Annotated in this window: 27 protein-coding genes and 2 pseudogenes; 21 read left to right on the forward strand and 8 right to left on the reverse strand. The window is 63.3% G+C overall.

All coding sequences use genetic code 11. From position 1 onward, the window contains the following. The first annotated feature begins 31 nt into the window (after positions 1-31). The gene (locus NKL06_RS18925) at positions 32-1,048 is read left to right on the forward strand and encodes a zinc-dependent alcohol dehydrogenase family protein (RefSeq protein WP_023711985.1); all 1,017 of its coding nucleotides are present in this window, start codon (positions 32-34) and stop codon (positions 1,046-1,048) included. A 9-nt stretch (positions 1,049-1,057) separates the two neighbouring features. Here NKL06_RS18925 and NKL06_RS18930 read toward each other — a convergent pair whose 3' ends face one another. The 3 genes from NKL06_RS18930 to NKL06_RS18940 all read right to left on the reverse strand — a co-directional run bounded on the left by NKL06_RS18930 (position 1,058) and on the right by NKL06_RS18940 (position 3,876). Further along, positions 1,058-2,122, reverse strand: coding sequence for a tetratricopeptide repeat protein (locus NKL06_RS18930; protein WP_023694591.1), 1,065 nt, complete (start codon positions 2,120-2,122; stop codon positions 1,058-1,060). 46 nt (positions 2,123-2,168) lie between these two features. Continuing rightward, positions 2,169-2,816: a thiamine phosphate synthase gene (locus NKL06_RS18935; RefSeq protein ID WP_023694592.1), complete on the reverse strand. Its 648-nt coding sequence runs from the start codon at positions 2,814-2,816 to the stop codon at positions 2,169-2,171. A 142-nt stretch (positions 2,817-2,958) separates the two neighbouring features. After that, positions 2,959-3,876 carry a DMT family transporter gene (locus tag NKL06_RS18940; RefSeq protein ID WP_023694593.1) on the reverse strand — a complete coding sequence of 306 codons (918 nt, stop codon included), beginning with the start codon at positions 3,874-3,876 and terminating at the stop codon, positions 2,959-2,961. Positions 3,877-4,005: 129 nt separating this feature from the next. Between NKL06_RS18940 and NKL06_RS18945 the strand changes: the two genes are divergently transcribed. Beyond that, the gene (locus tag NKL06_RS18945) at positions 4,006-4,443 is read left to right on the forward strand and encodes an Lrp/AsnC family transcriptional regulator (RefSeq protein ID WP_023704892.1); all 438 of its coding nucleotides are present in this window, start codon (positions 4,006-4,008) and stop codon (positions 4,441-4,443) included. Here the strand turns inward: NKL06_RS18945 and NKL06_RS18950 are convergent. After that, complete coding sequence (locus NKL06_RS18950) at positions 4,440-4,898, reverse strand: GNAT family N-acetyltransferase (RefSeq protein ID WP_023668764.1); 459 nt, start codon at positions 4,896-4,898, stop codon at positions 4,440-4,442. The two genes, NKL06_RS18945 and NKL06_RS18950, sit on opposite strands and share 4 nt — an antisense overlap. Positions 4,899-5,129: 231 nt before the next feature. Between NKL06_RS18950 and NKL06_RS18955 the strand changes: the two genes are divergently transcribed. Further along, positions 5,130-5,900 carry a sulfite exporter TauE/SafE family protein gene (locus NKL06_RS18955; protein WP_023668765.1) on the forward strand — a complete coding sequence of 257 codons (771 nt, stop codon included), beginning with the start codon at positions 5,130-5,132 and terminating at the stop codon, positions 5,898-5,900. Between the two features lie 7 nt (positions 5,901-5,907). Here NKL06_RS18955 and NKL06_RS18960 read toward each other — a convergent pair whose 3' ends face one another. After that, a complete protein-coding gene (locus tag NKL06_RS18960) occupies positions 5,908-6,459 on the reverse strand; it encodes a DUF2269 family protein (RefSeq protein ID WP_023694595.1) in 552 nt (183 codons plus the stop codon). Between the two features lie 311 nt (positions 6,460-6,770). Here NKL06_RS18960 and NKL06_RS18965 point away from each other — a divergent pair, with 311 nt between their 5' ends. From NKL06_RS18965 to NKL06_RS18990, 6 genes and pseudogenes are all read left to right on the forward strand, one after another. Next, positions 6,771-7,151 (forward strand): hypothetical protein, encoded by a 381-nt coding sequence (locus NKL06_RS18965; protein WP_023668767.1) that lies wholly within the window; start codon positions 6,771-6,773, stop codon positions 7,149-7,151. A 384-nt stretch (positions 7,152-7,535) separates the two neighbouring features. Next, complete coding sequence (rcdA, locus tag NKL06_RS18970) at positions 7,536-8,066, forward strand: protease adaptor protein RcdA (protein ID WP_023668768.1); 531 nt, start codon at positions 7,536-7,538, stop codon at positions 8,064-8,066. Positions 8,067-8,132: 66 nt separating this feature from the next. Then, the gene (ruvC, locus tag NKL06_RS18975; RefSeq protein WP_023668769.1) at positions 8,133-8,639 is read left to right on the forward strand and encodes a crossover junction endodeoxyribonuclease RuvC; all 507 of its coding nucleotides are present in this window, start codon (positions 8,133-8,135) and stop codon (positions 8,637-8,639) included. A gap of 10 nt (positions 8,640-8,649) precedes the next feature. Further along, positions 8,650-9,271, forward strand: a pseudogene (ruvA, locus tag NKL06_RS18980) (Holliday junction branch migration protein RuvA). 43 nt (positions 9,272-9,314) lie between these two features. Next, complete coding sequence (ruvB, locus tag NKL06_RS18985; protein WP_023694597.1) at positions 9,315-10,352, forward strand: Holliday junction branch migration DNA helicase RuvB; 1,038 nt, start codon at positions 9,315-9,317, stop codon at positions 10,350-10,352. Positions 10,353-10,486: 134 nt separating this feature from the next. Beyond that, on the forward strand, positions 10,487-11,386 hold the full coding sequence (locus tag NKL06_RS18990; RefSeq protein WP_023726179.1) for a metallophosphoesterase: 900 nt from the start codon (positions 10,487-10,489) through the stop codon (positions 11,384-11,386). 144 nt (positions 11,387-11,530) lie between these two features. Here NKL06_RS18990 and NKL06_RS18995 read toward each other — a convergent pair. Then, positions 11,531-12,780: pseudogene (locus tag NKL06_RS18995) on the reverse strand (glycoside hydrolase family 5 protein). A gap of 65 nt (positions 12,781-12,845) precedes the next feature. Between NKL06_RS18995 and ybgC the strand changes: the two are divergent. From ybgC to ftsH, 9 genes are all read left to right on the forward strand, one after another. Next, positions 12,846-13,316, forward strand: coding sequence for a tol-pal system-associated acyl-CoA thioesterase (gene ybgC / locus NKL06_RS19000; protein WP_023673845.1), 471 nt, complete (start codon positions 12,846-12,848; stop codon positions 13,314-13,316). Between the two features lie 312 nt (positions 13,317-13,628). Beyond that, positions 13,629-14,339: a protein TolQ gene (gene tolQ / locus NKL06_RS19005; protein WP_023673844.1), complete on the forward strand. Its 711-nt coding sequence runs from the start codon at positions 13,629-13,631 to the stop codon at positions 14,337-14,339. A gap of 9 nt (positions 14,340-14,348) precedes the next feature. After that, positions 14,349-14,801, forward strand: a complete 453-nt coding sequence (gene tolR / locus NKL06_RS19010) for a protein TolR (RefSeq protein ID WP_023673843.1) — start codon at positions 14,349-14,351, stop codon at positions 14,799-14,801. A gap of 7 nt (positions 14,802-14,808) precedes the next feature. Next, the gene (tolA, locus tag NKL06_RS19015) at positions 14,809-15,966 is read left to right on the forward strand and encodes a cell envelope integrity protein TolA (protein ID WP_023673842.1); all 1,158 of its coding nucleotides are present in this window, start codon (positions 14,809-14,811) and stop codon (positions 15,964-15,966) included. A 38-nt stretch (positions 15,967-16,004) separates the two neighbouring features. Then, positions 16,005-17,309 carry a Tol-Pal system beta propeller repeat protein TolB gene (tolB, locus tag NKL06_RS19020; protein ID WP_023673841.1) on the forward strand — a complete coding sequence of 435 codons (1,305 nt, stop codon included), beginning with the start codon at positions 16,005-16,007 and terminating at the stop codon, positions 17,307-17,309. A gap of 273 nt (positions 17,310-17,582) precedes the next feature. Then, a complete protein-coding gene (gene pal, locus NKL06_RS19025) occupies positions 17,583-18,089 on the forward strand; it encodes a peptidoglycan-associated lipoprotein Pal (protein ID WP_023684182.1) in 507 nt (168 codons plus the stop codon). A 211-nt stretch (positions 18,090-18,300) separates the two neighbouring features. Beyond that, on the forward strand, positions 18,301-19,383 hold the full coding sequence (gene ybgF, locus NKL06_RS19030; RefSeq protein ID WP_023694601.1) for a tol-pal system protein YbgF: 1,083 nt from the start codon (positions 18,301-18,303) through the stop codon (positions 19,381-19,383). Between the two features lie 52 nt (positions 19,384-19,435). Beyond that, positions 19,436-20,842, forward strand: a complete 1,407-nt coding sequence (gene tilS, locus NKL06_RS19035; protein ID WP_023694602.1) for a tRNA lysidine(34) synthetase TilS — start codon at positions 19,436-19,438, stop codon at positions 20,840-20,842. A gap of 103 nt (positions 20,843-20,945) precedes the next feature. Further along, complete coding sequence (gene ftsH / locus NKL06_RS19040) at positions 20,946-22,871, forward strand: ATP-dependent zinc metalloprotease FtsH (protein ID WP_023673598.1); 1,926 nt, start codon at positions 20,946-20,948, stop codon at positions 22,869-22,871. A 67-nt stretch (positions 22,872-22,938) separates the two neighbouring features. Here the strand turns inward: ftsH and NKL06_RS19045 are convergent, their stop codons facing one another. Continuing rightward, positions 22,939-23,307, reverse strand: a complete 369-nt coding sequence (locus tag NKL06_RS19045; RefSeq protein ID WP_031208982.1) for a winged helix-turn-helix transcriptional regulator — start codon at positions 23,305-23,307, stop codon at positions 22,939-22,941. A gap of 185 nt (positions 23,308-23,492) precedes the next feature. On the opposite strand from NKL06_RS19045, the gene NKL06_RS19050 reads away from it, so the two are divergent. From NKL06_RS19050 to NKL06_RS19060, 3 genes are read left to right on the forward strand one after another with little or no spacing between them, the layout of a single operon-like run. Continuing rightward, on the forward strand, positions 23,493-24,257 hold the full coding sequence (locus NKL06_RS19050) for an SDR family oxidoreductase (protein ID WP_023688966.1): 765 nt from the start codon (positions 23,493-23,495) through the stop codon (positions 24,255-24,257). A gap of 28 nt (positions 24,258-24,285) precedes the next feature. Beyond that, positions 24,286-24,603: an NAD(P)-binding domain-containing protein gene (locus NKL06_RS19055; RefSeq protein ID WP_245267183.1), complete on the forward strand. Its 318-nt coding sequence runs from the start codon at positions 24,286-24,288 to the stop codon at positions 24,601-24,603. A 32-nt stretch (positions 24,604-24,635) separates the two neighbouring features. Next, entirely contained in the window at positions 24,636-25,160 is a 525-nt protein-coding gene (locus tag NKL06_RS19060) for an imine reductase family protein (protein WP_245267184.1), read from the forward strand. 73 nt (positions 25,161-25,233) lie between these two features. Here the strand turns inward: NKL06_RS19060 and NKL06_RS19065 are convergent, their stop codons facing one another. Next, positions 25,234-25,686 carry a hypothetical protein gene (locus NKL06_RS19065; protein WP_023744990.1) on the reverse strand — a complete coding sequence of 151 codons (453 nt, stop codon included), beginning with the start codon at positions 25,684-25,686 and terminating at the stop codon, positions 25,234-25,236. Between the last annotated feature and the right edge of the window lie 161 nt (positions 25,687-25,847).

Consider the following 25,847-nt stretch of genomic DNA (forward strand, 5'->3'; position numbering starts at 1 on the left):
AATTTTCCTTTCAAACGAAAGGACGACGACAATGAAGGCAATCGAACTGCAGAAGCCGGGCGGCATCGACAATCTCAAGATGGTCGAACGACCAATGCCGGAGCCCGGCCGTCAGGAGATGATCGTCCGCGTCAAGGCGACGGCGCTCAACTATCGCGATGTCGAGATCGCGCGCGGCAGCTATCACACGACATTCCCCTTGCCGCTGGTGCCGCTTTCCGACGGCGTCGGCGAGGTCGTCGCGCTTGGCCCCGAGGTCAGCCGCTTCAAGGTTGGCGACCGGGTCTGCGGCACGTTCTGGCAGCGATGGGTCGGCGGCAGCTTCGCCATGGCCGAACCTTCCTACCAGCGCGGCGGCCCGATCGACGGTTTGCTGAGCGAATTCGCCCGGCTGGACGAACAGGCGGCTGTCATCGCGCCGGCGCATCTCAGCGACGTAGAGGCGGCGACATTGCCTTGCGCCGCCGTCACTGCCTGGCATGCGTTGTTCACCGAGGGCAAGCTCAAGCCAGGCGAAACCGTGCTCAGCCTCGGCACCGGCGGCGTGTCGCTGTTTGCCGTGCAGTTCGCAAGGGCGGCCGGAGCGCGCGTCATTGTTACGTCGAGCAGCGATGAGAAGCTTGCCTGGGCGAAGGGGCTTGGCGCGCATGATGGCGTCAACTACCGCGACGATCCGGATTGGTCGTCGGCCGTGCTGGCGCTGACCGATGGCCGCGGCGCCGATCACATCATCGAAGTCGGTGGTCCCCAAAGTTTCGCGCAGTCGCTCAAGGCGTCGGCGCGCGGCGCCCAGATCAACGTCATCGGTTATCTCGGCGGCAGCGAAGGGGTGATCAATCCGCTCGACATCTTCCGCCGCCAGGTGAAAGCACGCGGCATACCGGTCGGCTCGCGCGAGTCCTTCGAAGCGATGAACCGGGCGCTCGCCGTCCATCGGCTGCGGCCGGTGATCGACCGGGTCTTCCCCTGGGCAGAGGCAGCACAGGCCCTTCGCCATCTCGAACACGGCTCTCCCTTCGGTAAGGTCGTGCTGGATCATACACAGTGACGTTGCGTGTCAGGGCAGGCGGTTGGCCTTCTGCAAGGCTTGCTTTGTCTGGTCGTCGGTCAGCCCTTGCAGGAAATCGTCCATCTCCGGATCGATAAGGCCGGCGCGCCGGGCGACCACATACCAGGCCCCGGCCAGGATCAGGTCGGGGTCGGTGCCGATGCCGCCCATATAGAGCTTTGCCAACCGGTTCTGGGCAGCGACATTGCCGCCTTCAGCTGCCTGCTTCATCCAGTTGAAGCCGGATTTCAGGTCGCGAACACCGCCCCGGCCCTCGATCATCCAGGCGGCAAGATCGATCTGCGCGGTGTCGTAGTTCTGCCTGGCAGCCTGTGCCAGCAAGCTGCGCGCCTTTGCATCGTCCCGCGTCTTGCCGCCGACGCCATTGGCATAGACCTGCGCCATCGCATACTGGGCGTCGGCAAGCCCTGTCGCCGCGGCACGCTCATAATAGGGCACAGCCCGGGCGATGCCGGCATCGCCCGGATCCTGCTGCACGAGCAATTGCGCGAAGTTGAACTGCGCCAGCCGGTTGCCGGCCTCGGCGGCGGCCTGCATCAGCGCATAGGCTCCCTTCTCGTCCTTCTTGACGTAGCGGCCGTCGAGCAGCATCAGCGCATACTGGAACTGCGATTCAGGAATCCCCTGCTCGGCGGCCTGCGCATACCATTTGGCGGCCTCAGCCGGGTTGAGCGGCACGCCCAGCCCGCGCGACAGAATCTCGGCCACGAGCGTTTGCGCCGCCGGGTCGCCATTCTTGGCCCGCACCAACGCCAGATTGTAGGCGGTCTTGTAAAGACCGCGCTGGAAAGCGCCATAGGCGGGGTCCGCCGGCTTGGCGCCGAAACGTTCGGGGTTGATCGCGTCGGCCGACGGCAGCGGCGCGGTTGTCGCCGGCTGCGGCAGCGGGGTGTCGATCGGCTTGTCGATATGGACGCCGGAATCCGTGGCACCGGCTTTTGGGGCACCCGCATCGGGGGCGACCGCATCCGGCACGCTGAGGGCGGGCGCGCTGGTGTCCGGCCTCGGCTGCGGCAGCGGAACGGTCTCCGCCGCGATCGCTGCCCCGCTCATCAAGGCCGCAACGAGAACCGCGAGAGGAAGTCCAGGTCGGCCCACGTCAGCCCTCGAAGCGCGGCGCGGTTTGGTCGAGCAGCGCATTGGCGGCAGCAATCGCCGCCTTCGGATCGGCGCCTTCGGCAAAGACGGCGCTGGACAGCGCCACGAACTCGGCGCCAGTGGCGGCCACCGCTTCTACCGAAGCGATGGCGGAACCGGCCATGACGATGCAAGGGATCTCAATCACGTCCGCCCACCATTGCCCGAGCGACAGGTTGCGCGGATGCGGTTCCGGCTTGTTGTCGTAGTCGAAGCGGCCGAAGAAGATGTAGTCGGGCCTGGTTTCGCCGAGTTCCAGCGCGTCGTCGCGCGTCTTGGCGCCACCGGCGCCGACCATCATCTTGCCCTGGAAGTGTTCGATGGTCTCGGCGAGCGCGTCCTTGGAAACCTCGACATGAATGCCGTCGGCCTGGACACGGCCGGCAATGCGGGTATCGCCGGCGATGATGACGGCGATACCGGCCGCTTGCGCGGCCGGTACGATCTGTTCTGCGAAGGCCTGGAAGGCAGCCTCGTCCATGCCGTTCTCAGGCAGGATCAGGGAAGCGATATCACCGCCGTCGAAGGCAGCCGCAATGCGCTGCGCCGGAGCGTCCTTGGGTGCGATCAGCACGATGCGGCAGCGGTTGGGGGGTGTTGCGTCGTTCATGGCTTTCGATCCCGGGTTTCGCCTATGCCGGGCGAAGATGGTTGCATTGCGGCATAGAACAAAGCGCCCGCCTTGAACAGGCGGGCGGGGAACGATGCGCTGGCTTTGGTTTACGATCGCCGGCGAGCCGACGCTCTGCGGCTCATTTGACGGCTTGCGGGCTTTTGGCCGGCGATTTGGCCCTCCACAAAGTCCAGCCGAGATTCATGCCGGCGGCGGCGATCAGGATCGCGGCTGCGCCGACGAGCTGGGCCGGATGCAGCCGGTGGCCGAAGGCCATCACATCGACCAGGATCGCAACGACAGGATAGATGAAGGACAGCGACCCCTGCAGATGCGTCGGCAGTTTCTGGATGGCGGCGTACATCAATATGTACACCAGGCCGGTGTGAACGACGCCAAGCGTGGCCAGCATGGCCCAGCTCCAGGCATCGGCGGGCAAATGCGAGAGGTTGGCAAAGGGCGCCAGCATGACGACGCCGACGCAGACCTGGATCAGCGCGATCAGATGCGGCGGGGTGCCCTTGAGCTTCTTGGCGACGATTGCCGCGACAGCCCAGAAGAAGGCCGCTCCGAGCGCCATGACGATGCCGATGACATAATCTGTGCCGGTTATGCCGGAACCGACACCCGCATCGGGCCCTGTCTGCACGATTAGCAGCATGCCGGCGAACGCGATGCCGAGCCAGGTCAGCTTGGCCAGGGTCAGCCGCTCGCCGAAGAACAGCGCGCCGAAGCCGACCAGCATGAAGGGCTGCGTGTTGTAGACCGCCGTGGCAATCGAGATCGAGGCGCGGGAGAAGGCGCTGAACAGCAACAGCCAGTTGATGACGATAGCCGCGCCGCCAAGAGCGGCGATGGCAACAATGCGCAGCGTCAGCCTGCCGCGCAGCAGCCCGAGTGCCGCGCAGGTGATCAGCAGCGCCACTGCGCCGAAGGCGCAGCGCCAGAACACCACGTCCATAACGGGCTGGCCCGACATGACGACAAACCAGCCGATCGTGCCGACAATCGTCATCGCCGCCGTCATCTCGATCGTGCCGCGTACCGTGTTGTCCATGACAATACCTCTATCTGTTGAGGCCATAATCTCATGCCGTCTTGAGGGTTTATATACCCTATGAAAGGTGATAGGGGGGCAGGACCTTATTTAACAAGGCGCGCGCTGCCCTTTTGCGAGGAGATGAAAATGCTGGACGAGTTGGACAGAAAGCTTCTCGACATCCTGATCCTGGATTCGCGGACTTCGTTGAAGGATCTGGCGCAGCAGGTCGGGCTGTCATCGCCGAGCGTCTCGGAACGACTGCGGCGGCTCGAGGAACGCGGCGTCATCCGCGCCTTCACCATCGAGATCGACCCGGAGGCGCTGGGGTTTCCGTTGCAGGCGATCGTGCGGGTGCGGCCACTGCCGGGCAAGCTGCACATCGTGCAGAAGCTGATCGAGGAGATCCCGGAATTCGGCGAATGCGACAAGGTCACCGGCGACGACTGTTTCGTGGCCCGGCTCTACGTGCGCTCCATCGGCGAGCTCGACAAGCTTCTCGACCGCATCGCCGACAAGGCGGAAACCAGCACCGCCATCATCAAGGCGCAGCCGATCCGGCGCCGTCCTCCACCGCTGAACTAAAGCTCCAATTTGTAACCGATGTGGCTGGCCTTGAAGCCGAGCCGGTCATAGAAGCGATGCGCGTCCTGGCGGCTCTTGTTGGTGGTCAGCTGGATAATCTTGCAGCCACGTTCACGGCACTGTTCGATCGCCCATTCCAGCAGACGCTGTCCCAGCCGTTCGCCGCGGCGGTCTGCGACGACGCGCACAGCCTCGATCTGGCCGCGCAAGGCGCCCTGCAGCGACAGCCCGGCGAGATAGCTGATCTGCAACGTGCCGATGACGCGGCCGCTATCCGTCATCACGGCAAGAAACTGGTTGGGGTCGGCGTCGATGGCGGCAAAGGCGTCGCGATAGGCCTTGGCGAGTGGCTCGGTCGCATCCTCGCGGCTGCGGCCAAGCGGATCGTCGGCGAGCATGGCTACGATGGCAGGCAGGTCGGCCGCTTCGGCGCGGCGGATGTGGGGTTCGCTCATTGTCAAAAACCTGGGGTCAAAAACCTGGGGTCAAAACCTGGGGCCAAAACCTGGGGTCAAAACCTGATGTGCATCGGACGGCGCCCTTATGCATCGGCGGCGATCTTGCCGTAAATCCGGAACCGTCGCTTTACGCACAGTTGATCGACACGGCCGGCATTTTCCCGGTCGCGGCGCAAGGGTTTCTGGGCTATTGCAGGGCAACCGTCTTCCCTCCAGCATTTCCAGTTCATGTCAGGTCTGCTCGCCGATCCGTGGTTTTATGCCGCCGCCATTCCGGCGGTGATACTTGTCGGGCTGTCGAAAGGCGGCTTCGGCGGCGCTGTCGGCTTCGTTGGCGTGCCTTTGATGGCGCTGGCCATGCCGCCGGTGCAGGCGGCGGCCATCCTGCTGCCGATCCTGTGCCTGATGGACATCGTTTCGGTGTGGACGTGGTGGGGCGTCTACGACAGAAAGATGCTGGTCGACATGATGCCGGGCGCGGTGATCGGCATTGGGCTCGGCTGGCTGACGGCAGCGCTCGTAACCGAAGAGATGGTGCGGCTGATCGTCGGCGCTGTCGCGCTGATCTTCGTGCTGCGCTGGCTCTATCTCCAGTTCCGCCACGGTTCCGACCATGCGGCGGCGCCCAACCGCATCGCCGCCGCCTTCTGGGGCACCGTCGCCGGCTTCACCAGCTTCGTCGCCCATGTCGGCGGGCCCCCCTTCCAGGTCTATGCGCTGCCGATCCGGCTCGATCCGAAGGTGCTGTCGGGGACATCGGCGATCTTCTTTGCCGCCACCAACGCGCTGAAGCTGATCCCCTACTTCGCGCTTGGCCAGTTCGACACCGCCAACCTGACGGCGTCGGCCGTGCTGATGCCGCTGGCGCCGCTGGCCACCATCGCCGGCGCCTGGCTGGTGCGGCGCATGCGGCCGGAGATTTTTTATCCCTTCACCTACGCGACCGTGGCCGTGGTCGCGGTCAAGCTGCTTTGGGACGGGATCGCCGGCCTGCTCTAAATCCCGCTCAGGCGGCTGCCGGTTTGGTTCGCGGGGCGCTCGCAAAGGTCAGCGATGCACCACCAACGACCACGACCGCCATGGCGCCGAGAGTGGCGATGTCGTGCGCGGTCGGCTTCAGCACCATGTCGGCGACGACGACGATCATGATGACGAAATCGAACTTGACGATCCGTATCATGCGGCGCCCAAACGCTATGGCAGCCGGGGTCATGCCGTCCGCGGCAAGCATTGTGGCAAGCTTTTCGAACGAAGGCTTCAGCACGAGGATACCGGTCAGAAACGCGGCGGCGTAGCCGCAAAGGCCGATGACGACCCAAAGGTCGGAGAAGCCGGTCCATAGCGAAGTCAGCACCAGACCAGAAGCCAGGGTCGCGATAGACGCCGGCACGAACAGACGCAAGCCGAGTTTGTCCGTCGTTCTCAGCATGACCATCAGCGTCTCGTCGTCGCCGTCGCGATCGGCGAGTATCGAAACCAGCAGCATGGCGAAACCGCCGCCGAGCCAGAGGATCGCTGCCATGACATGCAGGAATTTGAAGAGAGAATACCAGTCCATTGCCGCTCCTTGTGCATCGTTCCGGGGGTAAACGCTGCTATCGCGCGTCTGCTTCCGAAGGAGGGCGGATTATCTCCGTACATGTATCCAGAAGATGCCGCGTGGGTGCCGGCTTGTTGCGGTGGCGCCGTCGCCGGATTTTACCGCCAGCCCGCACAATACCCGGCATTTGCCGGATAGACGCCGTGTCGGCATTGGCTGGTTTCGCGGCATGATCCTGAAACCTGCGGGGACTAAGCCGCTCGCGACCGACGCTCCATTTTGGCCGCGCGCGGTCGGACCAAGTCTGCAACAACCAACGAGGGTATCCCATGCAAGGCGTAGCACGAAATTTCTTCACCCTGGCCGTCATCTATTCCCTGTGCGGCATGGCGCTCGGCCTGCATATGGCGATCTCCAATGACCATGGGCAGATGCCGACCCACGCGCACACCATGGTGGCGGGCTGGCTGATGTCGGCGGTGTTTGCCTTCTTCTACCACCTGTTTCCAGCGGTCGGGCAAAAGACGATTGCCGTCGTGCATTTCTGGCTGACGGCAATCTGCGGCATCGCACTGATGATTGGGCTTTACTTTGAACTTGCCGGCCATCCGGAGATCGAGCCGGTGCTGGCTTCCTCCTCGATGGGGTTTTATGCGGCAATGCTGCTGTTCGCCTTCATTTCCTTGCCGGCTGTGTGGAAGAAGGCATGAACAAGCCGACGATCAGGCTTAGGGCACCGTTGTGCTGATACGGCACAGAAGGGCAGCGGTCGATCAAGAAATATCCGCGCCGTTAAGGGTTCATTAAGCTTTACAGGTGTTTACTATGTCCATCCAGTGATCTGGATTCTTACCGAGTGGTTGGAGCCACTTCGTTTGACGCCTCCCTGTTAAACTCCTGAGAGCCGCCTTATCCGCGGCTCTTTTTTGTCTGCTTTTGGTCCGCTTGGCGCCCCTGCGCAGGCGTTAACCGTTTGTTAAACATGTGCTTGCCTTCGCCGGCGGCGAAGCGCATTTTCAAGCTTCAGTCATCTAGGGTGCCGGCGTGACGGCGAGAAGCCGAATCAGCCGACGGGGCAGTGCAGGGGCGTATCGATGAACGAGCCTTCGAAGGGCATCGCGAAAACCATCAAGCTGGCGGAACGCCGGGTTTTCTCCCAATCCTTCAAACCGCTCTACCAGGAAGGCATGGGCCTGGTCGAACAGGCAGCCGAGTATCTTGACGGCAAGGGCCGGGCCGAGGCCAAGAAGCTGTCCAGGCTGGCGGCGACGCTCTATGCGGCCGAATCGATGCGGCTGACCACAAGGTTGATGCAAGTCGCCTCCTGGCTGCTTTTGCAGCGGGCGGCAAATTCCGGCGAGATGACCCGCGACCAGGTCGCTTCGGAAAAATCCAAGGTGCGTCTCGACACCGCCTCGGCGCATGACGAAGCGGTCGGCTGGGGCGAACTGCCGAAGGATTTCCTCGACCTCGTCACCCGCTCGCTGCGCCTGCAGGCGCTGGTGCGCCGCATGGACGAAGAGATCTATGGCGGCGCGTTTGCCGAGACGCCTGCCGCCGCCCGCCGCGCCAATCCGGTTTCCGACCAGATCACGCTGCTGAACACGGCTTTTGCTCGAGGTTAAACGCCTCCGTTTCCGGTTTGTTCACATTTCGCTGACATCGCTGTGCGCCGGAGGTAGACTTCGCGCATGAGGGAAGCGATTCGCATTATCGGTATCGATCCGGGGCTGAGGCGCACCGGCTGGGGCATCGTCGAGAGCCTCGGCAACTCGCTGCGCTTTATCAGCTCCGGCACTGTACGCTCCGACGACAAGGCGGCGCTGGCGACACGGCTCTGCCAATTGCATGACGGGCTGGCCGAGATCCTGCATGCGGCCATGCCCCAGGAAGCGGCCGTCGAGCAAACCTTCGTCAACAAGGATGCGGTGGCGACACTGAAGCTCGGCCAGGCGCGCGGCATAGCCATGCTGGTGCCGGCGCGCGCCGGCCTTGTTGTGGCCGAATATGCCCCCAATGCCGTCAAAAAGGCGGTGATCGGCGTTGGCCATGGCGACAAGAAGCAGATCCACATGATGGTAAAGGTGCTGTTGCCGAAAGCCGTTTTCGACACCGAACATGCCGCAGACGCGTTGGCTATCGCCATCTGCCACGCGCATCACCGGCAAAGCGTCGCCTACAGGATGGCGCTGGCATGAGGGATCACGCATGATCGGCAAATTGAAAGGCACGCTGGACGAGATCGAGGAGGATTTCTGCCTCGTCGATGTGCACGGCGTCGGCTATGTCGCCTATTGCTCGGCGCGCACGCTGGCCGCGCTGCCTTCGCCCGGCGAGGCGGTGGTGCTGTTCATCGAGACCTATGTGCGCGAGGACATGATCCGGCTCTACGGTTTCCAGTCGGTGCTTGAGCGCGAATGGTTCCGGCTGTTGATGAGCAATGTGCAAGGCGTCGGCGCCAAGGTGGCGCTGGCCATCCTGTCGACGCTGGCGCCGGCAGACCTCGCCAATGCGATCGCGCTGCGCGACATCGCCATGGTCAGCCGCGCGCCCCGGCGTCGGCAAGAAGGTGGCCGAGCGCATCGTCACCGAGTTGAAGAACAAGGCGCCGGCCTATGCCGGAACCGCCTCCGGCACCATCGGCCTTAAGCAGGAGCTCGGCGAAGGCGTGGCGCCGGCGCCGATTACCGACGCCGTCTCGGCGCTGGTCAATCTCGGCTATTCGCGCGACACAGCAGCCAATGCTGTCGCGGCGGCGCTGAAGACGGCCGGCGAGGACGCCGATGCCTCGAAGCTCATTCGTTTCGGGCTGAAGGAACTGGCGCGGTGAGTGATTGCTTGTCCGGTCCTTTGCCCTGTGCGAGGAAGGCCGCATGAGCCTTTCACCCCGCCTCATTGCCCCGGAAAAGCGCGGCGAGGATGCTGAGCAGACCTTGCGGCCGCAGACGCTCGCCGATTTCGTCGGCCAGGCCGCAGTGCGGGCCAATCTCAAAGTCTTCATCGAGGCCGCCAAGGGCCGCAGCGAGGCGCTTGACCATGTGCTGTTCGTCGGGCCGCCGGGGCTTGGCAAGACAACGCTGGCGCAGATCATGGCGCGCGAGCTCGGCGTCAATTTCCGCTCGACCTCCGGTCCGGTGATCGCCAAGGCCGGCGATCTCGCCGCACTTCTCACCAATCTCGAAGACCGCGATGTGCTGTTCATCGATGAGATCCACCGGCTCAATCCGGCAGTCGAGGAGATCCTTTACCCGGCGATGGAGGATTTCCAGCTCGACCTGATCATCGGCGAAGGTCCGGCGGCACGCTCGGTCAAGATCGATCTTGCCCGCTTCACGCTCGTCGCCGCCACCACCAGGCTCGGCCTTTTGACCAACCCGCTGCGCGACCGTTTCGGCATTCCGGTGCGGCTCAATTTCTATTCTGTCGAGGAACTGGAGCAGATCGTGCGGCGCGGCGCCCGCATCCTGCAAATGCCGCTTGGCGACGATGGCGCGCTGGAGATCGCACGTCGCGCCCGCGGCACGCCGCGCATCGCCGGCCGGCTGCTGCGCCGCGTGCGCGATTTCGCCTCCGTCGCCGGCGACGGCCACGTCGACAAGCAGATTGCCGGCGAAGCTCTCACCCGGCTCGAGGTCGACGCGCTCGGCCTCGACGCACTCGACCGCCGCTATCTCTCGATGATCGCGCGCAATTTCGGTGGTGGGCCGGTCGGCATCGAAACCATCGCCGCCGGCCTCTCCGAGCCGCGCGACGCCATCGAGGACATTATCGAGCCCTATCTGATCCAGCAGGGTTTCATCCAACGCACGCCACGCGGCCGCGTGCTGACCGCCAACGCCTGGCGCCATCTCGGCCTCGACGCGCCAAAGGATCTGGCACAGCAGCAGATCAACCTGTTCCAGGAAGAGTAACGGACATTTGTTCTTCGGAACGGATTTCTGTGCAGAATCTCCTCAAACCTGCCAGCGTGAAGGCGCATTCCTCGATTGTATCGGGCGTCGCAATGTCGGCGCGAACTGCTCCGATCAAGGTCGGAGCCAGAAAAGTGATCACCAGACGCGGGTTCCTGAAATTCGCCGGAGGTTCGTTCCTCTCGCTGGCTTCGCTCAGTGCCTATGCGGTCGGCATCGAGCCGATGCTGTTGACGCATGTGAAGCGCTACCAGCTGACGCCGCCGCATTGGCCTGCAGATCTCAAGCTGCGCGTCGTAGCACTTGCCGATATTCACGCCTGCCGTCCCTGGATGACGCCTGAGCGGATCGCTTCGCTCGTCGAAGATGCGAACGTGCTGAAGCCCGATCTGATCGTACTGCTCGGCGACTATTTCTCAGGCATGTCCCTGGTGACGAACCGGGTGGAGGCCCATGAATGGGCGCCGGCCTTGTCAGGACTGAAGGCGCCGCTTGGTGTGCTGTCGATCCTCGGCAATCACGACTGGTGGCACGATCCTTTCGCGCAGCAGGCCGGAGCGGGGACTGTGGCGCGCAAGGCATTGGAGGAATCCGGCATCTCGGTTCTGGAGAACGACGCCGTGCGCCTGCAAAAGGATGGATACGGCTTCTGGATCGCCGGGCTCGCCGACCAGCTGGCACTGTTACCGAACAAGGCCGCAGGCCGCGACAGATTTGAAGGCCTGGACGATCTCGACGGCACGCTGGCCAAGATCACCGACCAGGCACCGATCATCCTGCTTGCGCATGAGCCTGACATTTTCCCGAAAGTGCCGTGGCGGGTTTCGCTGACGCTGTCGGGCCACACACATGGCGGGCAGGTCAGGCTGTTCGGCTATTCACCGGTGGTGCCGTCCCGCTTCGGCAACCGCTTTGCCTATGGCCATGTCGTCGAGAATGACCGCAATTTGATCGTGTCAGGCGGACTCGGCTTCAGCATCGCGCCGGTGCGCTTTGGCATGCGGCCGGAGATCCTGCAGATCGACCTCGGTTAGGGCATGCCGGTATTCAGGTGATGCCGGCCTGCAAATGAGGTGTTCCTGCGCTTCCGGTAGTCACGGACCAAAGTCCGCTCCGTTCCGGTTTTCGGACCCCTCATTTTCGACTCGGCCTGACCTGAATCTCGACATGCCCTAGGGCTAATGGAGCGAGCGGATCGCATCCATCACGGCGGGTTCGGCCTTTTCGCCGTTGAAAGCGTCGACGATGCCGAAGGCGCCGCCAAAACTCCACACCGACCATGAGAAGCCATGCGCCTCGGCGCGCGCGATCATGTCCTTGACATAGGCCGCGCGGTATTTGGGCGGCATCACATAGGGATTGCCATATTCCTGGCGGATCATGCCGAACTCGCCCAGCGTGATGTTTTCCGGCTTGATGGCGTTGGCCTTCGCCCAGGCCTCGACCTTTTCGAACGGCGCATCCATGACGCCGAGCAGCTTTTCGTCCGTGTCCATGCTGGCGACTTGTTCATCGAGATAGGCGAGCAGGCCGTTCCGTCTGGTCCGTGGCGCCTCGGCTTTATCTTGGCGCGGATCGCATCCAGCGTCGCATCGAGCTCGGCGCGCGGCACCGCGGTCAGCGGATAGGGCAGGCCGGTAACATAGAGAATGAAATCGCCGGCCCAGGTCGCGCCCTGATGCGTCAGCAGGAACGGGTCGTAGGAGTGGAAGGTCCAGATGATGTTGTCGTCGGGGATCGACTTTGGGTCGATCCTGACCAGCGAAGCCGCACTGGAATAACAGGCGCCGGTCAGGATCAGCGTCAGCCTGGTGGCCGAGGCGCGCGCGGCCGCGAACAGCTTTTGCTGACGCTCCGGCCACAGGCTGGTGCCCTCGCTGTCGCAGTCGACGATAGGCTCGTTCATCGGCTCGAAAGCGACCTGCGCCGGGTCCTCAGTGGCAAGCGTGCGCGCCATTTTGCGGACGACCTCGACATAGGCCTCGAAGGTTGCGGGATCGTCCATCACCTGGCCCATGCCGATCTCGCGGCCGCCGCCGGCCGGGATCAGGTGCATGTCGACGATCACTTTCAGACCGGCCCGGTTGATCATGCGCGCCGAGTCTCGCACGCTGGCATAGAGGTCGTCGCGCAGCGCCAGCGTCTGGTCCGACATAAACGGCGAGGGGTCGACCGGCATGCGCAGAAAGTCGAAACCGGCGGCCTTCAGCGCCTTGAGGTCATCCTCGTTCAGGAACTTGCGCCATTCCGGATAGGGCAGGATGGCTTGTCGGTCGTTCCATTTGTCTTCCCCGACCCAGGTCGTCCACTGGTCGAGGTTGAGGCCGCGCTTCATCGAAAAGCTAGCGGCCTGACCGGGAAGCGCAGACGCCGCCAGCACCAGCAGCGCTGCCATCACGGTCTTGATCATCGCCGTCAACAGTGCCATCCGGTTTGCTGCGCTGGTGATTTTGGCAAGACAGGTGCCCCGCCGGGGGCAAAAAGGAAAGCGCGATGGACGATCATGGTGAATCGGCGGCGCTTGCCGGCGGGCTTTCCGGAGCCTTGACGGAATTCGGCCATCGGCTGATGGCGCGAGTCTATTATGCCGACACCGATTTTTCCGGCGTCGTCTACCACGCGCGCTATCTCGAATTCTTCGAGCGCGGCCGCTCGGACTATCTCAGGCTGGCGGGCGTCCACCACACAGAACTTCACGAAGGCAAGCACGGCGAACGGATCGTCTGGGTGGTGCGGCGGATGGAGATAGATTTCCGCTCGCCTGCCCGCATGGACGACATCCTGACCATCGACACATCAACGCAGGATATTTCCGGCGCCCGCATCGTCATGGCGCAGCAATTGAAACGCGGGACAGAGGTTCTGGTCGAAGCAAAGGTCGAGGCGGCGATCATCGGCGAGAACGGCCGGCCGAAGCGCTTTCCGAAAGAATGGATCGCGGCCTTTCTACCAGGAGCAAGCTGATATCCAGGCCTGCCGGCCGGCAACGAGCGGCCAATCGGCAGCGCATTCGATTGTGGATGGATGGCCCGCGTCGTGCCTTGGCGCGGCAATGCGCCGCGCCATATTTCCTAACCCATCCTTAACCATAACGGTTCATGAAGAGATCGGTGAAGATTGGAAGAATCCGCGCGCCTTCCTTTCACCAATATTTGCCCTGAAAAGGCCGCCAACGGTGCATTTTGGGGTTAATCCGGAAGCCAAGCGCGAAGGGACCACAAGGGATGCCCATGGGCCAGCCGCCAGCGATGCCCGGAAAATCTTAAGGACTGAAGCATGGAAACTACCGCACTCGCCGATCCGGCAGCGCAATTGTCGATTTGGGCGCTGTTCACACAGGCCAGCTGGGTGGTCAAGCTGGTCATGATCGGTCTGCTCTGCGCCTCGGTCTGGACCTGGGCGATCATCGTCGACAAGCTGGTCAGCTATGCCCGCATGCGTCTGTCGCTCAATCGCTTCGAACAGGTGTTCTGGTCGGGGCAGTCGCTGGAAGAGCTCTATCGCACGCTTGCCGACCGCAAGACCACGGGCATGGGTGCGATCTTCGTTGCGGCCATGCGCGAATGGAAGAAGAGCTTCGAGAAGGGGGCCAAATCGCCGCTCGGCCTGCAGACCCGCATCGACAAGGCGATGGACCTGGCGTTGACGCGCGAGATGGAGAAGCTGGAGGGCCGTCTCGGCTTTCTCGCCACCACTGGTTCGGCCGCACCCTTCATCGGCCTGTTCGGCACCGTCATCGGCATCATGACCTCGTTCCAGGCGATTGCCGGTTCGAAGAACACCAGTCTCGCGGTTGTTGCACCCGGCATTGCCGAAGCGCTGCTGGCGACGGCCATCGGTCTTCTCGCCGCCATACCGGCGGTTATCGCCTACAACAAGCTGTCATCCGACGCGAACAAGATCGCGGTGCGGATGGAAGGGTTCTCGGATGAGTTCTCCGCCATACTCTCGCGCCAAATCGATGAAAAAGTAGCGCCTAAGGGCTGAGGTAAGAAGATGGGTATGTCGGTTGGCATGGCAGGACGCGGCGGGCGCGGACACAGGCGGCGCGGCCGCCACCATGCATTGATGTCGGAAATCAACGTCACGCCGATGGTCGACGTGATGCTGGTGCTCTTGATTATCTTCATGGTCGCCGCACCTATGTTGACGGTCGGAGTGCCGGTCGACCTGCCGGAGACGAAGGCCAAGGCTATGAACGCCGACACCCAGCCGATCACCGTTTCGATCGACGCGGCCGGCAAGATTTTCCTGCAGGAGACCGAAATCCCAAGGGAAGAGCTGGTCGCCAAACTGCAGGCGATTTCCAAGACCGGCTACGAAGAGCGCATCTTCATCCGCGGCGACAAGGCGACCAACTATGGCGCCGCGATGGAGGTCATGGCCCTCATCCAGGCCGCCGGCTACAAGAATATCGGCCTAATTTCACTGCAGCAACAGGATCAGTAGACGCACGATGAAGACCGGCCTCACCACATCGGTGATACTGCATACGGTGGCACTGGCTTTCGGCCTGTTCACCCTGTCGGCGCCGGCCGCGCTGCCGTCCACGGATGTGGAGTCGATAGCGGTCGACATCGTTCCCATGGAAGCCATTGCGCAGACGCTGCAGGGCGACAAGAAGGCGGTGATGCACGAAAAGCCGGCGCCGATGCCGACCAAGCGTCCCGACATCGTGCCAGATGCACAGAAAATCGGCGAGAACAGCGTTGATACCGACAAGCCGGTGACGGACGAGCCCAAGCCGAAGCCGGTGGAGAAAACAGCGACGGCTGCTCCGGCGCCGACCCCGACCGAAAAGCCGAAGACCGAGGACACGCCGAAGCCAAAGGAAGCGCCGAAGCCGACACCTGCGACGGAGGTGGCGCCGGAGCCGCAGCCGAAGGAAGAGGTCAAGCCCGAGCCGGTGAAGCAGGTTGAACCGAAGCCGACCCCGGTGAAGGAGCCTGCACCAACACCGCAGCCGGACACGACCGCCGCCATAGAGCCGAAGCCACGCGTGAAGCCCGATGCGGTCGCCGAAGCCATATCGGATCAGCAGCCTCTGGAAGAAGCGCAGCTTCCGACTTCCGCTCCTGCTCCCGAAGCACGGCCGAAGCCGCAGCCGGCGCAGGCCGAAAGCGCGAAGGCTCCGGACCGCAAGGACACCGACAAGCCGGTCAAGGAAGCCTCGTCGAAGCCGAAGTCGGATGACAAGCAGTTCAATGAGGCTGACATCAAGGCTTTGCTCGACAAGCAGAAGCCATCCGGCGGCGGCGCCAAGCGCTCGACCCAGCAGGCATCGCTAGGCGGCGACAAGGATCAAGGCCAGAAGCTGTCGAAGTCCGAGCAAGGGGCATTGGAAGAACAGCTCGGTGGCTGCTGGACCCTCCCGGTTGGGCTTGAGGGTTCTGAGGATTTCACCGTGGTGATCCGTTTCAGCCTGGATGCCTCCGGCAAGCTGGAGGGCCGTCCGACCGTCGAGAAGTCCAGCGGCAACCCCCAATTCGACAGCAGCGCGGTTCGCGCTGTGCAGAAATGCGATGTCGCCGGCCTGCAGGTGCCCGCCGGAAAGCATGACATTTGGTCCGACGTTCGCGTCAACTTCGATCCCAGAGCGATGCTTGGCCTGTAGCCTGAGCACCCAGAAATCAGCAAGAGAAGCGAGAAGACATGAAATCCATCCTCAAGCCGCTCCTGATGGTCGCCGCGATGGCGATGGGCATGAACGCCGTCGTCACCTTGCCTGCTCGAGCAACCCTCGAGCTCAACGTCAACAAAGGCAATGTCGAACCGATGCCGATCGCCATCCCAGATTTCCAGGGAGGGCTCGGCGCGCAGATTTCCGAGATCGTCACCGCCGACCTGAAGCGCTCCGGTCTCTTCGCACCGATAGACAAGAACGCCTTCATCGAGAAGATCGCCAATCCGGATGCGCAGCCCCGTTTCGACGACTGGAAGGTGATCAATGCGCAGGCGCTGGTCACCGGCAGCGTGAGCAAGGAGGCGGACGGCCGAATCCGCGCCCAGTACCGACTATGGGATATTTTTGGCAACCAGCAGATAGCCGGGGAGCAGTTTTTCGCCAACGACGCAAATCAACGCCGTGTCGCCCACATCATCGCCGATGCGATCTATGAGAAGCTCACCGGCGAGAAGGGCTATTTCGACACACGCGTCGTCTTCATCGACGAATCCGGCGCCAAGAATGCGCGCAAGAAGCGGCTCGCCATCATGGACCAGGACGGCGCCAATGTGCGCTATCTCTCCGATGGCCGCTCGATCGTGCTAACGCCGCGTTTCTCGCCCAACCGGCAGGAAATCACTTACATGTCGTACGAAAGCGGCCAGCCGCGGGTCTATCTGCTGCAGATCGAGACCGGGCAGCGCGAACTGGTCGGCAATTTTCCCGGCATGACCTTTGCGCCGCGCTTTTCGCCCGACGGCCAGAAGGTGATCATGAGCCTGCTGCGCGACGACGGCAATTCCAACATCTTTGCCATGGACCTGCGCAGCCGCTCGACCACCAGGCTCACCAATTCGACGGCGATCGATACCTCGCCGTCTTATTCGCCCGACGGCAGCAAAGTGGTGTTCACTTCCGACCGTGGCGGCCGCGCGCAGATCTATGTGATGGGCGCCGACGGCTCGGGCCAGACCCGCATCTCGTTCGGCGACGGCGTCTATTCGACGCCGGTGTGGTCGCCGCGCGGCGACCTCGTCGCCTTCACCAAGCAGACCGGCGGCGAATTCCAGATCGGCGTCATGAAGACCGACGGTTCGGGCGAGCGCATCCTCTCCTCGGGCTTCCAGCAGGAGGGACCGACCTGGGCGCCCAACGGCCGCGTGCTGATGTTCTTCCGCGACTCCGCCGGCGGCCCAAAACTGGTTTCCGTCGATCTCACCGGCCGCAACGAACAGTCGATCCCGACCGCGAATTTTGCTTCCGACCCGGCGTGGTCGCCGCTGCTGGAGTAACTAAGTTTCGGCCTGGCCCGCTCGCTTCGTTGCAACTCGGCAACACTACCTCAAAAGCCCCGTTTTGGGGCTTTTTTCACGCCAAAGTCGCGTTTTGGCCGCATTTCCGCCTACGGTCCGCGACCATCGTGGCATCAGGTCATTTTGGCCGGGACGGCGGCTGAAACCAAATTTTAACCGTGTTTCTTGAATGCCGGTTAACCCAAACGTGGTTACTGGGTGATCAACGAAATCACTCGAAATACGATCACTCGAATACGAAGGAGAGGCGGCATGGGCCGTATCGCAGCACTTACCAGAAACCCGGCGATGATCGCCCTGATCGCAATGCTCGCCATCACCGGTTGCGCCTCGAAGAAAACCCCGAACAACGCTGCCGATCTCGGTCTCAATGGCGCGGGTGCCGCAACGCCGGGCTCGGCGCAGGACTTCACCGTCAACATTGGCGACCGCATCTTCTTCGACACGGACTCGACCGCGATCCGCGCCGATGCGCAGACGACGCTGTCGCGCCAGGCACAGTGGCTCAACCAGTACAAGCAGTACGCCATCGTCGTCGAAGGCCATGCCGACGAACGCGGCACGCGTGAATACAATCTGGCTCTCGGCGCCCGCCGCGCCGCCGCCACCCGCGACTTCCTGGTCGCCAGGGGCGTTTCGGCGAGCCGCCTGAAGACCATTTCCTACGGCAAGGAACGTCCGGTCGCGGTCTGCGACGACATCTCCTGCTGGTCGCAGAATCGCCGCGCCGTCACCACGCTCTCCGGCGCCGGCTCCTGATGAGTAAGACGGCGGCCTTAGTCGCATAATTGCAACACCTCCATGCGAAAGGCGGCCTTGTGGCCGCCTTTTTCAGTTTCGGCCCCGGAAACAAACCCGGAAACAAAATTTGGCCGAAGTCTCGCCTCCTGCTAAGAGCCGAGGGCGTCGTGCCGGTCCCACTGTGATCGGAAGGCGCGAACAGGCTCACGATATTCACGGCGAGAGGCACATGCATTTCAGATCGGTCTTGAGCGGCACGCTTGCGCTGCTGCTCGTATCAGGCTTCGCGGCTTCCGCGAGCGGCACCGGACAACCCGCGGATAGCGGCTTTTCCTTCCATCTGCCGACGCTCGGCATTTTCGGCAAGAAGGAGAAGCCGGAGCAGCAACAGATCGCGCAGCAGCAGGACGGCACCGCCGCCGCGGGGCTGGAAGATCAGCTCCGGCAGATGAACGGCAAGCTCGAGGAACTCAACTTCCAGATCCTGCAGATGCAGGAGCAGATGCGCAAGCAGCAGGAAGACAACGAGTTCCGCTTCCAGCAGTTGGAAGGCGGCTCCAGCGGGCAGCCGCCGGCCCAGAAGAAATCGGAGGCCGCGCCGCAGGACGGTGGCGCGGGCACCGGCGTCGCCGAGGCCCCGGCAGACCAGGCGCCGGCCGATGCCGGCGCGCAGCCGGATGGCGGCCAGAGCGTCGGCGAGGTCATCGTCGAATCGCAGACCGGCGATCCCGGCAAGGTGATCAACGGCACGCCGCCCAAGACCTTCGGCACCATTACCGTCGACAAGAACGGCAATGTAATCGACGCCGGCGGCAACACGCAGGCAGCGGCGCCGGCGGAAGGTGCGGCTCCCGCCGCCGAGGCGCCGGCTGCCGGGGCTAAGACCGGCAAGTCGGACGGCACGGTGGTGGCGGCGCTGCCTGCCACCAACAACCCGGAAGAGATCTACCGCAACTCCTACCAGTTCATCCTGTCGGGCGACTACAGCACCGCCGAGCAGGGTTTTCGCGACCACATCGCCCGCTTCCCGAAGGACGCCAAGGCGGCGGACGCGCATTACTGGCTTGGCGAATCGCTGCTTGGCCAGCAGAAGTATCATGACGCTGCCGAGGTTTTCCTCTCCGCCAGCAAGGACTATCCGAAGGCCAAGAAGGCGCCTGACATGCTCCTGAAGCTTGGCGTGTCGCTGGTCGGCCTCAAGCAGAAGGATGTCGCCTGCGCCACCTTCGGCGAGATCGGCAAGCGCTACCCCGATATCTCGGCCGCGCTCAAGGAACGCGTCAAGCAGGAGAGGGCGCTGGCGGCGTGCTAGTCTTTGCCTTTGTCGTCCCTGAACCGGGACCGCTTTTGCGCGACATGCATTGATGCTCGATACCGAGCCTGACCTTTCGAATTTTTCGCAGATCGACTTTACCAACGGCGCGCTTGCGGCCGTGTCCGGCGGCAGCGACTCGACCGCCCTCCTTCTTCTCCTCAAGGCTCACCTCGACCGCAGCGCCCCGACAGCCCGGCTGCTGGCGGTGACGATCGACCACGGCCTGCGTCCGGAAGCAGCAGCCGAAGCGCGCAGCGTGGCAAAGCTTTGTGCCGAGCGCGGCATCGCGCACCGGACGCTCAACTGGTCCGGCGCCAAGCCGTCGGCCGGCCTGCCCGCGGCGGCGCGCGAGGCGCGCTACCGGTTGCTGGCCGAGGCAGCGCAGGCGCAAGGCATTGGTGTGATCGTGACCGGCCACACCGCCGACGACCAGGCCGAGACCGTCCTGATGCGAGCCGCGCGGAATGACGGGCGAGAGCTTGCAGGCCGAGGTCTCGCCGGCATGGCGCCTGCCACCCTCTATGACTGGCGGATCTGGATCGCGCGGCCGCTGCTCGGCGCTCGGCGCGCGGCGTTGCGCGCCTTCCTGCAGCGCGAACATGTCGGCTGGGTCGAGGATCCGACCAACATCGACACGAATTTCGAACGCCCGCGCATCCGCGCCGTGCTCGGCGAAGACCGGAGCGGGCAGCGTTTTGCCGAAGCGATCGGCCTGGCCAGGCGGGCCGCCGGCGAGCGCGAACAACTCGGTCGCCGCGCCGCCGCCCTGATCGGTGAATTTGCCAGCCGGCCGGCGAGGGGTCTCATCCGTCTCGATCCCGGTCTTGCCGAAGCTGACGACACGCGAGCCGCGGTCTATGCGCTGCGTGTCCTGCTGGCGGCGACGGGCGGCACCGCCTTGTTGCCGGACCAGGCGCGCGGCGAAGCGCTGTTCGAGCAAATGCGGGCCGGTCGGCTTTGCGCCACATTGTCGCGGGCGGTCGTCGATATCAGGCGAAACGGCATCTTCCTGCGCCGTGAATCGCGCGACCTGCCGCGTTCCGCGCCGATAGCTGGCACTCTGCTTTGGGACGGTCGCCGGCGGATCACGCCAGACATCGAAGCCGGGGCGATCACATTGGGCGACAGTTCGGGTGCATGGTTGATCGCGCCGCTTGGCGCTGCTGCCGCCGCCAAAACGCCGATTGCCGGGGATGGCGCGCCGCCAAGCCTTGTGCGCGCCGCCCTGGCTGCGGAACCGGCGCTATGGCGCGGCGGCGAATGCCTTGGTTTTGCAGGGGATGTAGCGGCGGCGGCGGCAATCGCCGTCAGTCCCGCCGTTGCGCCCTTTGCCCGTTTTCTGCCGTGCTTCGATCTGGTGTTGGCGCAGGCCGTGGCCGAGTTGATCGGCGCACCGCCTGTCTCGGCTTGCCCTTTGGCCGCCACAGTGCCGGTTGATCATGGCGCGAAAGCTTAACCCATACGTGCTGTTATGCTTGGCAAGGGGGGGCGCTCTCCCTATGTTAGGCGCAAGTTTCCTCTCATGACGCGTGTCCCAGCGGGCACCAACGGGACAATTGATGAATCCGAATTATCGCAATCTCGCGCTCTGGGCGATCATAGCGGTCCTGCTCATTGCTCTCTTCAATCTGTTCCAGACGCCGCAGACTCGCGGGGCCTCGACCGACGTTCCCTATTCGCAGTTCCTGCAAGAGGTCGCGGCCGGCCGGGTCAAGACGGTGGTCATCGCCGGCGCCCGCATCACGGGCACCTACGCCGACAACGCCAATGGCTTCCAGACCTATTCGCCTGGCGATCCGCAGCTGGTCTCGCGGCTGCAGGACAAGAACGTCACCATCAATGCGCGGCCTGAGTCGGACGGTTCCAACTCGCTGTTCAGCTATCTGATCTCCTACCTGCCGATGATCCTGATCCTTGGCGTGTGGATATTCTTCATGCGCCAGATGCAGTCCGGCTCCGGGCGCGCCATGGGTTTCGGCAAGTCGAAGGCCAAGCTTCTCACTGAGGCGCATGGCCGCGTCACCTTCCAGGATGTCGCCGGCGTCGACGAGGCCAAGGAAGATCTGGAAGAGATCGTCGAGTTCCTGCGCGATCCGCAGAAGTTCCAGCGCCTCGGCGGCAAGATCCCGCGCGGCGTGCTTCTGGTCGGCCCTCCCGGCACCGGCAAGACGCTGCTCGCCCGCTCCGTCGCCGGCGAAGCGAATGTGCCGTTCTTCACCATTTCGGGTTCCGACTTCGTCGAGATGTTCGTCGGCGTCGGCGCAAGCCGTGTCCGCGACATGTTCGACCAGGCCAAGAAGAATGCTCCCTGCATCATCTTCATCGACGAAATCGACGCTGTGGGCCGCCATCGCGGCGCCGGTCTCGGCGGTGGCAATGACGAGCGCGAGCAGACGCTGAACCAGCTGCTGGTCGAGATGGACGGCTTCGAGTCCAACGAGAGCATCATCCTTATCGCCGCCACCAACCGGCCCGACGTGCTCGATCCGGCGCTGCTGCGTCCGGGTCGCTTCGACCGCCAGGTGGTGGTGCCGAACCCCGACATCGTCGGCCGCGAGAAGATCCTCAAGGTGCATGTGCGCAACGTGCCGCTGGCACCGAATGTCGACCTCAAGGTGATCGCACGCGGCACGCCGGGCTTCTCGGGCGCCGACCTGATGAACCTTGTCAATGAATCCGCTCTGATGGCGGCGCGCCGCAACAAGCGCCTTGTCACCATGGCCGAGTTCGAGGACGCCAAGGACAAGATCATGATGGGCGCCGAGCGCCGCTCGTCGGCCATGACTCAGGCCGAAAAGGAACTCACGGCCTATCACGAGGCCGGCCACGCCATCCTGGCGCTCAACGTGCCGTCGGCCGATCCGCTGCACAAGGCGACCATCATCCCGCGCGGTCGCGCGCTCGGCATGGTCATGCAACTGCCGGAAGGCGACCGCTATTCGATGAGCTACAAATACATGATCTCGCGGCTTGCCATCATGATGGGCGGCCGCGTCGCAGAGGAGTTCAAGTTCGGCAAGGAGAACATCACCTCCGGCGCGTCCTCGGACATCGAGCAGGCGACAAAGCTGGCGCGCGCCATGGTCACGCGCTGGGGCTTCTCCGACAAGCTCGGCCACGTCGCCTATGGCGACAACCAGGAAGAGGTTTTCCTCGGCCATTCGGTGGCGCGCACGCAGAACGTCTCGGAAGAGACTGCGCAGATCATCGACGCCGAAGTACGCCGCCTGATCGACGAGGCCTATGTCACGGCCAAATCCATTCTGACCAAGAAGAAGAAGGAATGGATCGCTCTGGCGCAGGGCCTGCTCGAATACGAGACGCTTTCGGGCGAAGAGATCAAGCAGCTGATCGCCGGGCAGAAGCCCGCGCGAGATTTGGGGGATGATACCCCCACAAGCCGCGGCTCGGCTGTGCCGAAGTCCGGCCGCCGCAAGAAGGGTCCCGAGCCCGAAGGCGGCATGGAGCCTCAGCCGTCGAGCTGAGCTGACATCATGTGATCCAAGAAAACGCCGCGGCTTCGATCCGCGGCGTTTTGCTGTTCAGGGTTGATCAAAGAGCATGCGGGGCGGATGCATTTGCTTTGCCGGGGCGCACACCGTCAGTCCGGCCAGCATGTTGCTTGCCCCATTTGGCCAGCGGGATCAGGGCATTGTCCAGCTCGATGCCGAATTCGGTAATCGAGTATTCGACCCTCGGCGGCACCTCGGGAAAGATTTCGCGATGGACGATGCCGTCGGCCTCCATTTCGCGCAGCTGTTGGATCAGCATCTTTTCGCTGATGTCAGGCACCAGCCGCTTCAGCTCACCGAATCGTGCCGGCGCCTTGTGAATCTGCCAGAGCAGTAGCGCCTTCCATTTGCCGCCGATGACCTCCAGCGCCGGCCCCAATCCGCAACTATCTGGCTGTTTCTTTCCCATGTTTCATCCAATTCTGAGCAATCGGTGGGTAGCTTACATTTTTGTCGGTACTTGAGAAAAACCAAGCCGGTCCATAGCTTCAAACCAGCTCGCCGGCATCGGCGAACACCACAACATCATATCGGTACCTCGCTTCGACCTGCAAAGGCCGTCGGCGGCCGGATTTTGTCAAAAACGGATGGATCATGACACGATACGCAAACAAGAAGGCCGTTGTCATCGGCGGGACGCACGGCATGGGGCTCGCCGTTGCCGAAGCCCTGATCGAAAGCGGCGCCGAGGTCCTGGTCACCGGCCGCGACCAGCGCAACATCGAGGCCGCGCGAGCCAAGCTGCTTTCGCGAGCTCATGTCGTGCGGTCCGATATCTCAGACATGGCCGATATCGTCACGCTCGGTGCCGAAGTGGGGCAGAAGCTTGGCCAGATCGACTTCCTTCACGTCAATGCCGGGGTGGCCAATCTCGAACCCGTCGAGCGGGTCACCGAGGACAGTTACGATCGCACCTTCGACATCAACACCAAAGGCGCTTTCTTCACCGCGCAGCGCCTGCTGCCCCTCATCAGGGATGGTGGCGCCATAGTCTTCACCTCGTCGATCGCCGACGAATCCGGCACTGGCGGCATGAGCGTCTATTCCGGATCGAAGGCGGCACTGCGCGCCTTCGCCAAGGTCCTGGCCGCCGAGCTTCTGCCGCGCCGGATCCGCGTGAATGTGGTCAGCCCTGGTTTCATCGATACGCCGACGATGGGTGTGGCCGACGCCTCGGCCGAGGAGCGGGCCGCCTTCATGGCGATCGGCGACGCGGTCACGCCGATGAAGCGCCACGGCACGATGGAGGAGGTGGCGCGCGCAGTGCTGTTCCTGGCGTTCGACGCGACCTTCACCACGGGCGCGCGGCTGACCGTGGACGGTGGCCTTGGCCAGGACCTGACCCCGACACCGGCGTAACCGCGCAACCAAACCAAGGAGAAGCAGAATGAGCGACATAACAGTAATCGGTCTCGGCGCCATGGGCACTGCGCTTGCCGAAGCCTTTCTGAACCAGGGACATGCGGTGACGGTGTGGAACCGTTCTCCGGCAAAGGCTGAGGCTTTGGCAGCCAAGGGCGCCATTGTGGCCAAGAGTGTCGAGGAAGCCGTCAGATCGAGTCCACTGATCGTGGCGTGCCTGCTTGTCTATGACACCGTTCGTGAGGTGCTCGGCCCAAGCCGAGAGGCGCTGTCGGGCGCACATTGGTCAATCTCACCAACGGCACGCCCGAGCAGGCGCGGGCGATGTCGGGCTGGGCGGTGAGCCAGGGCGCCAGCTATATCGACGGCGGCATCATGGCGGTGCCGCCGATGATCGGCGGGCCGCACGCCCTGATTCTCTACAGCGGTTCGCGCCAGGCGTTCGATGCCTGTTCGGGGCAGCTCGGAGCGCTCGGCACCAGCAAATTCCTCGGTGAGGATGCTGGGCTCGCGCCGCTCTATGATATCTCGCTTCTGACCGGCATGTACGGCATGTTCGCGGGCGTTCTGCAGGCGTTGGCATTGACGGGCGCAGCAGGGATCCCGGCCGGCGAGTTCATGCCGCTGCTGGCCTCCTGGCTTCAGTCGATGCAAGGCCTGCTGCCGAAATGGGCGGAACAGATCGACAGTGGCGATCACACCAGCAATGTCGTTTCCAACCTGGGCATACAGGCTGATGCCTACGTCAATGTCATCGATGCCAGCAGGTCGGCTGATGTCAGCACCGAACTCGTCTTGCCGATGCAAAGCCTGATGAAGCGCGGGGTGGCTGCCGGCCAGGCCAATGCCGATCTTACAAGCCTGGTCGCACTGCTCCAGCTCTCGAAACAAGGCGCTTGACGGGGCAAGACCCAAGAGAAGGCCCGCCAACCTTGCGGTTGAGGGCCTTCGATCTTCAAACGCTGCTGGTCGATCAGCTCTTCAGCTTGGCGTTGCAGAGGCTGTAATAGCCGCCGCCCTTCTGGATCCAGCGAAGGCCGTTCAACGTACCCGCGTCCTTGTTGCCGTGGTAGCCCTGCAGGCAGGTCTTCATCCGCGCCTTCGAGGGCTTCTCGGTCTTGAATTCGGCGGCGAGGGTGGTCGGGAATGTCACGCCCGTCGGCGCTACAGCGGGGGCGACCGCCGCGCTGGTTTCCTTCTGCGGCTGCGGCTCGGTTTTGACCGCATCCGCATTGGCACTCTCCGCAGCTGACGTCGCACACTTCTCGGTGCGGAAAGCGGTCCAATCCATGCCGTTCAGAGTGCCGCCTTCCTTGGCTGTGCGATAAGCCTCGCCGCATTCCTTCATTGTCAGTGCGCTTGCAGGGGTGACGCTCCACGCAATCCATGCCGTCACAGCCAATGCCGCCAATTTCAATCTGGACATAAGACCCTCCTGGTTGACAAAAATTCGATGTCCTTTTGTATACCATTTGTTCTGCATATGTTCAATTGGAATCTTTGCGAATCACCGATATGTCTGGGGTGGGCAGTGTGGGCGAATAGATGATGCCGACAGCTTCCGCGATATGTAACGCGATCAACGCC

The sequence above is a fragment of the Mesorhizobium sp. C268A genome (assembly GCF_040324475.1).
Taxonomy (GTDB): domain Bacteria; phylum Pseudomonadota; class Alphaproteobacteria; order Rhizobiales; family Rhizobiaceae; genus Mesorhizobium.

Coding starts and splice junctions, on each gene's coding strand:
- ftsH (WP_023673598.1), top strand. CDS start 20,946: ATGAATCCGAATTATCGCAATCTCGCGCTCTGGGCGATCATAGCGGTC.
- NKL06_RS18945 (WP_023704892.1), top strand. CDS start 4,006: ATGCTGGACGAGTTGGACAGAAAGCTTCTCGACATCCTGATCCTGGAT.
- tolQ (WP_023673844.1), top strand. CDS start 13,629: ATGGAAACTACCGCACTCGCCGATCCGGCAGCGCAATTGTCGATTTGG.
- NKL06_RS18950 (WP_023668764.1), bottom strand. CDS start 4,898: ATGAGCGAACCCCACATCCGCCGCGCCGAAGCGGCCGACCTGCCTGCC.
- NKL06_RS19045 (WP_031208982.1), bottom strand. CDS start 23,307: ATGGGAAAGAAACAGCCAGATAGTTGCGGATTGGGGCCGGCGCTGGAG.
- NKL06_RS19055 (WP_245267183.1), top strand. CDS start 24,286: ATGAGCGACATAACAGTAATCGGTCTCGGCGCCATGGGCACTGCGCTT.
- NKL06_RS18965 (WP_023668767.1), top strand. CDS start 6,771: ATGCAAGGCGTAGCACGAAATTTCTTCACCCTGGCCGTCATCTATTCC.
- pal (WP_023684182.1), top strand. CDS start 17,583: ATGGGCCGTATCGCAGCACTTACCAGAAACCCGGCGATGATCGCCCTG.
- NKL06_RS18930 (WP_023694591.1), bottom strand. CDS start 2,122: ATGAGCGGGGCAGCGATCGCGGCGGAGACCGTTCCGCTGCCGCAGCCG.
- NKL06_RS18940 (WP_023694593.1), bottom strand. CDS start 3,876: ATGGACAACACGGTACGCGGCACGATCGAGATGACGGCGGCGATGACG.
- NKL06_RS18960 (WP_023694595.1), bottom strand. CDS start 6,459: ATGGACTGGTATTCTCTCTTCAAATTCCTGCATGTCATGGCAGCGATC.
- tolR (WP_023673843.1), top strand. CDS start 14,349: ATGGGTATGTCGGTTGGCATGGCAGGACGCGGCGGGCGCGGACACAGG.
- NKL06_RS18935 (WP_023694592.1), bottom strand. CDS start 2,816: ATGAACGACGCAACACCCCCCAACCGCTGCCGCATCGTGCTGATCGCA.
- ruvC (WP_023668769.1), top strand. CDS start 8,133: ATGAGGGAAGCGATTCGCATTATCGGTATCGATCCGGGGCTGAGGCGC.
- NKL06_RS18955 (WP_023668765.1), top strand. CDS start 5,130: ATGTCAGGTCTGCTCGCCGATCCGTGGTTTTATGCCGCCGCCATTCCG.
- NKL06_RS19065 (WP_023744990.1), bottom strand. CDS start 25,686: ATGTCCAGATTGAAATTGGCGGCATTGGCTGTGACGGCATGGATTGCG.
- NKL06_RS19060 (WP_245267184.1), top strand. CDS start 24,636: ATGGCGGTGCCGCCGATGATCGGCGGGCCGCACGCCCTGATTCTCTAC.
- tilS (WP_023694602.1), top strand. CDS start 19,436: ATGCTCGATACCGAGCCTGACCTTTCGAATTTTTCGCAGATCGACTTT.
- rcdA (WP_023668768.1), top strand. CDS start 7,536: ATGAACGAGCCTTCGAAGGGCATCGCGAAAACCATCAAGCTGGCGGAA.
- tolA (WP_023673842.1), top strand. CDS start 14,809: ATGAAGACCGGCCTCACCACATCGGTGATACTGCATACGGTGGCACTG.
- NKL06_RS19050 (WP_023688966.1), top strand. CDS start 23,493: ATGACACGATACGCAAACAAGAAGGCCGTTGTCATCGGCGGGACGCAC.
- ruvB (WP_023694597.1), top strand. CDS start 9,315: ATGAGCCTTTCACCCCGCCTCATTGCCCCGGAAAAGCGCGGCGAGGAT.
- ybgF (WP_023694601.1), top strand. CDS start 18,301: ATGCATTTCAGATCGGTCTTGAGCGGCACGCTTGCGCTGCTGCTCGTA.
- ybgC (WP_023673845.1), top strand. CDS start 12,846: ATGGACGATCATGGTGAATCGGCGGCGCTTGCCGGCGGGCTTTCCGGA.
- NKL06_RS18925 (WP_023711985.1), top strand. CDS start 32: ATGAAGGCAATCGAACTGCAGAAGCCGGGCGGCATCGACAATCTCAAG.
- tolB (WP_023673841.1), top strand. CDS start 16,005: ATGAAATCCATCCTCAAGCCGCTCCTGATGGTCGCCGCGATGGCGATG.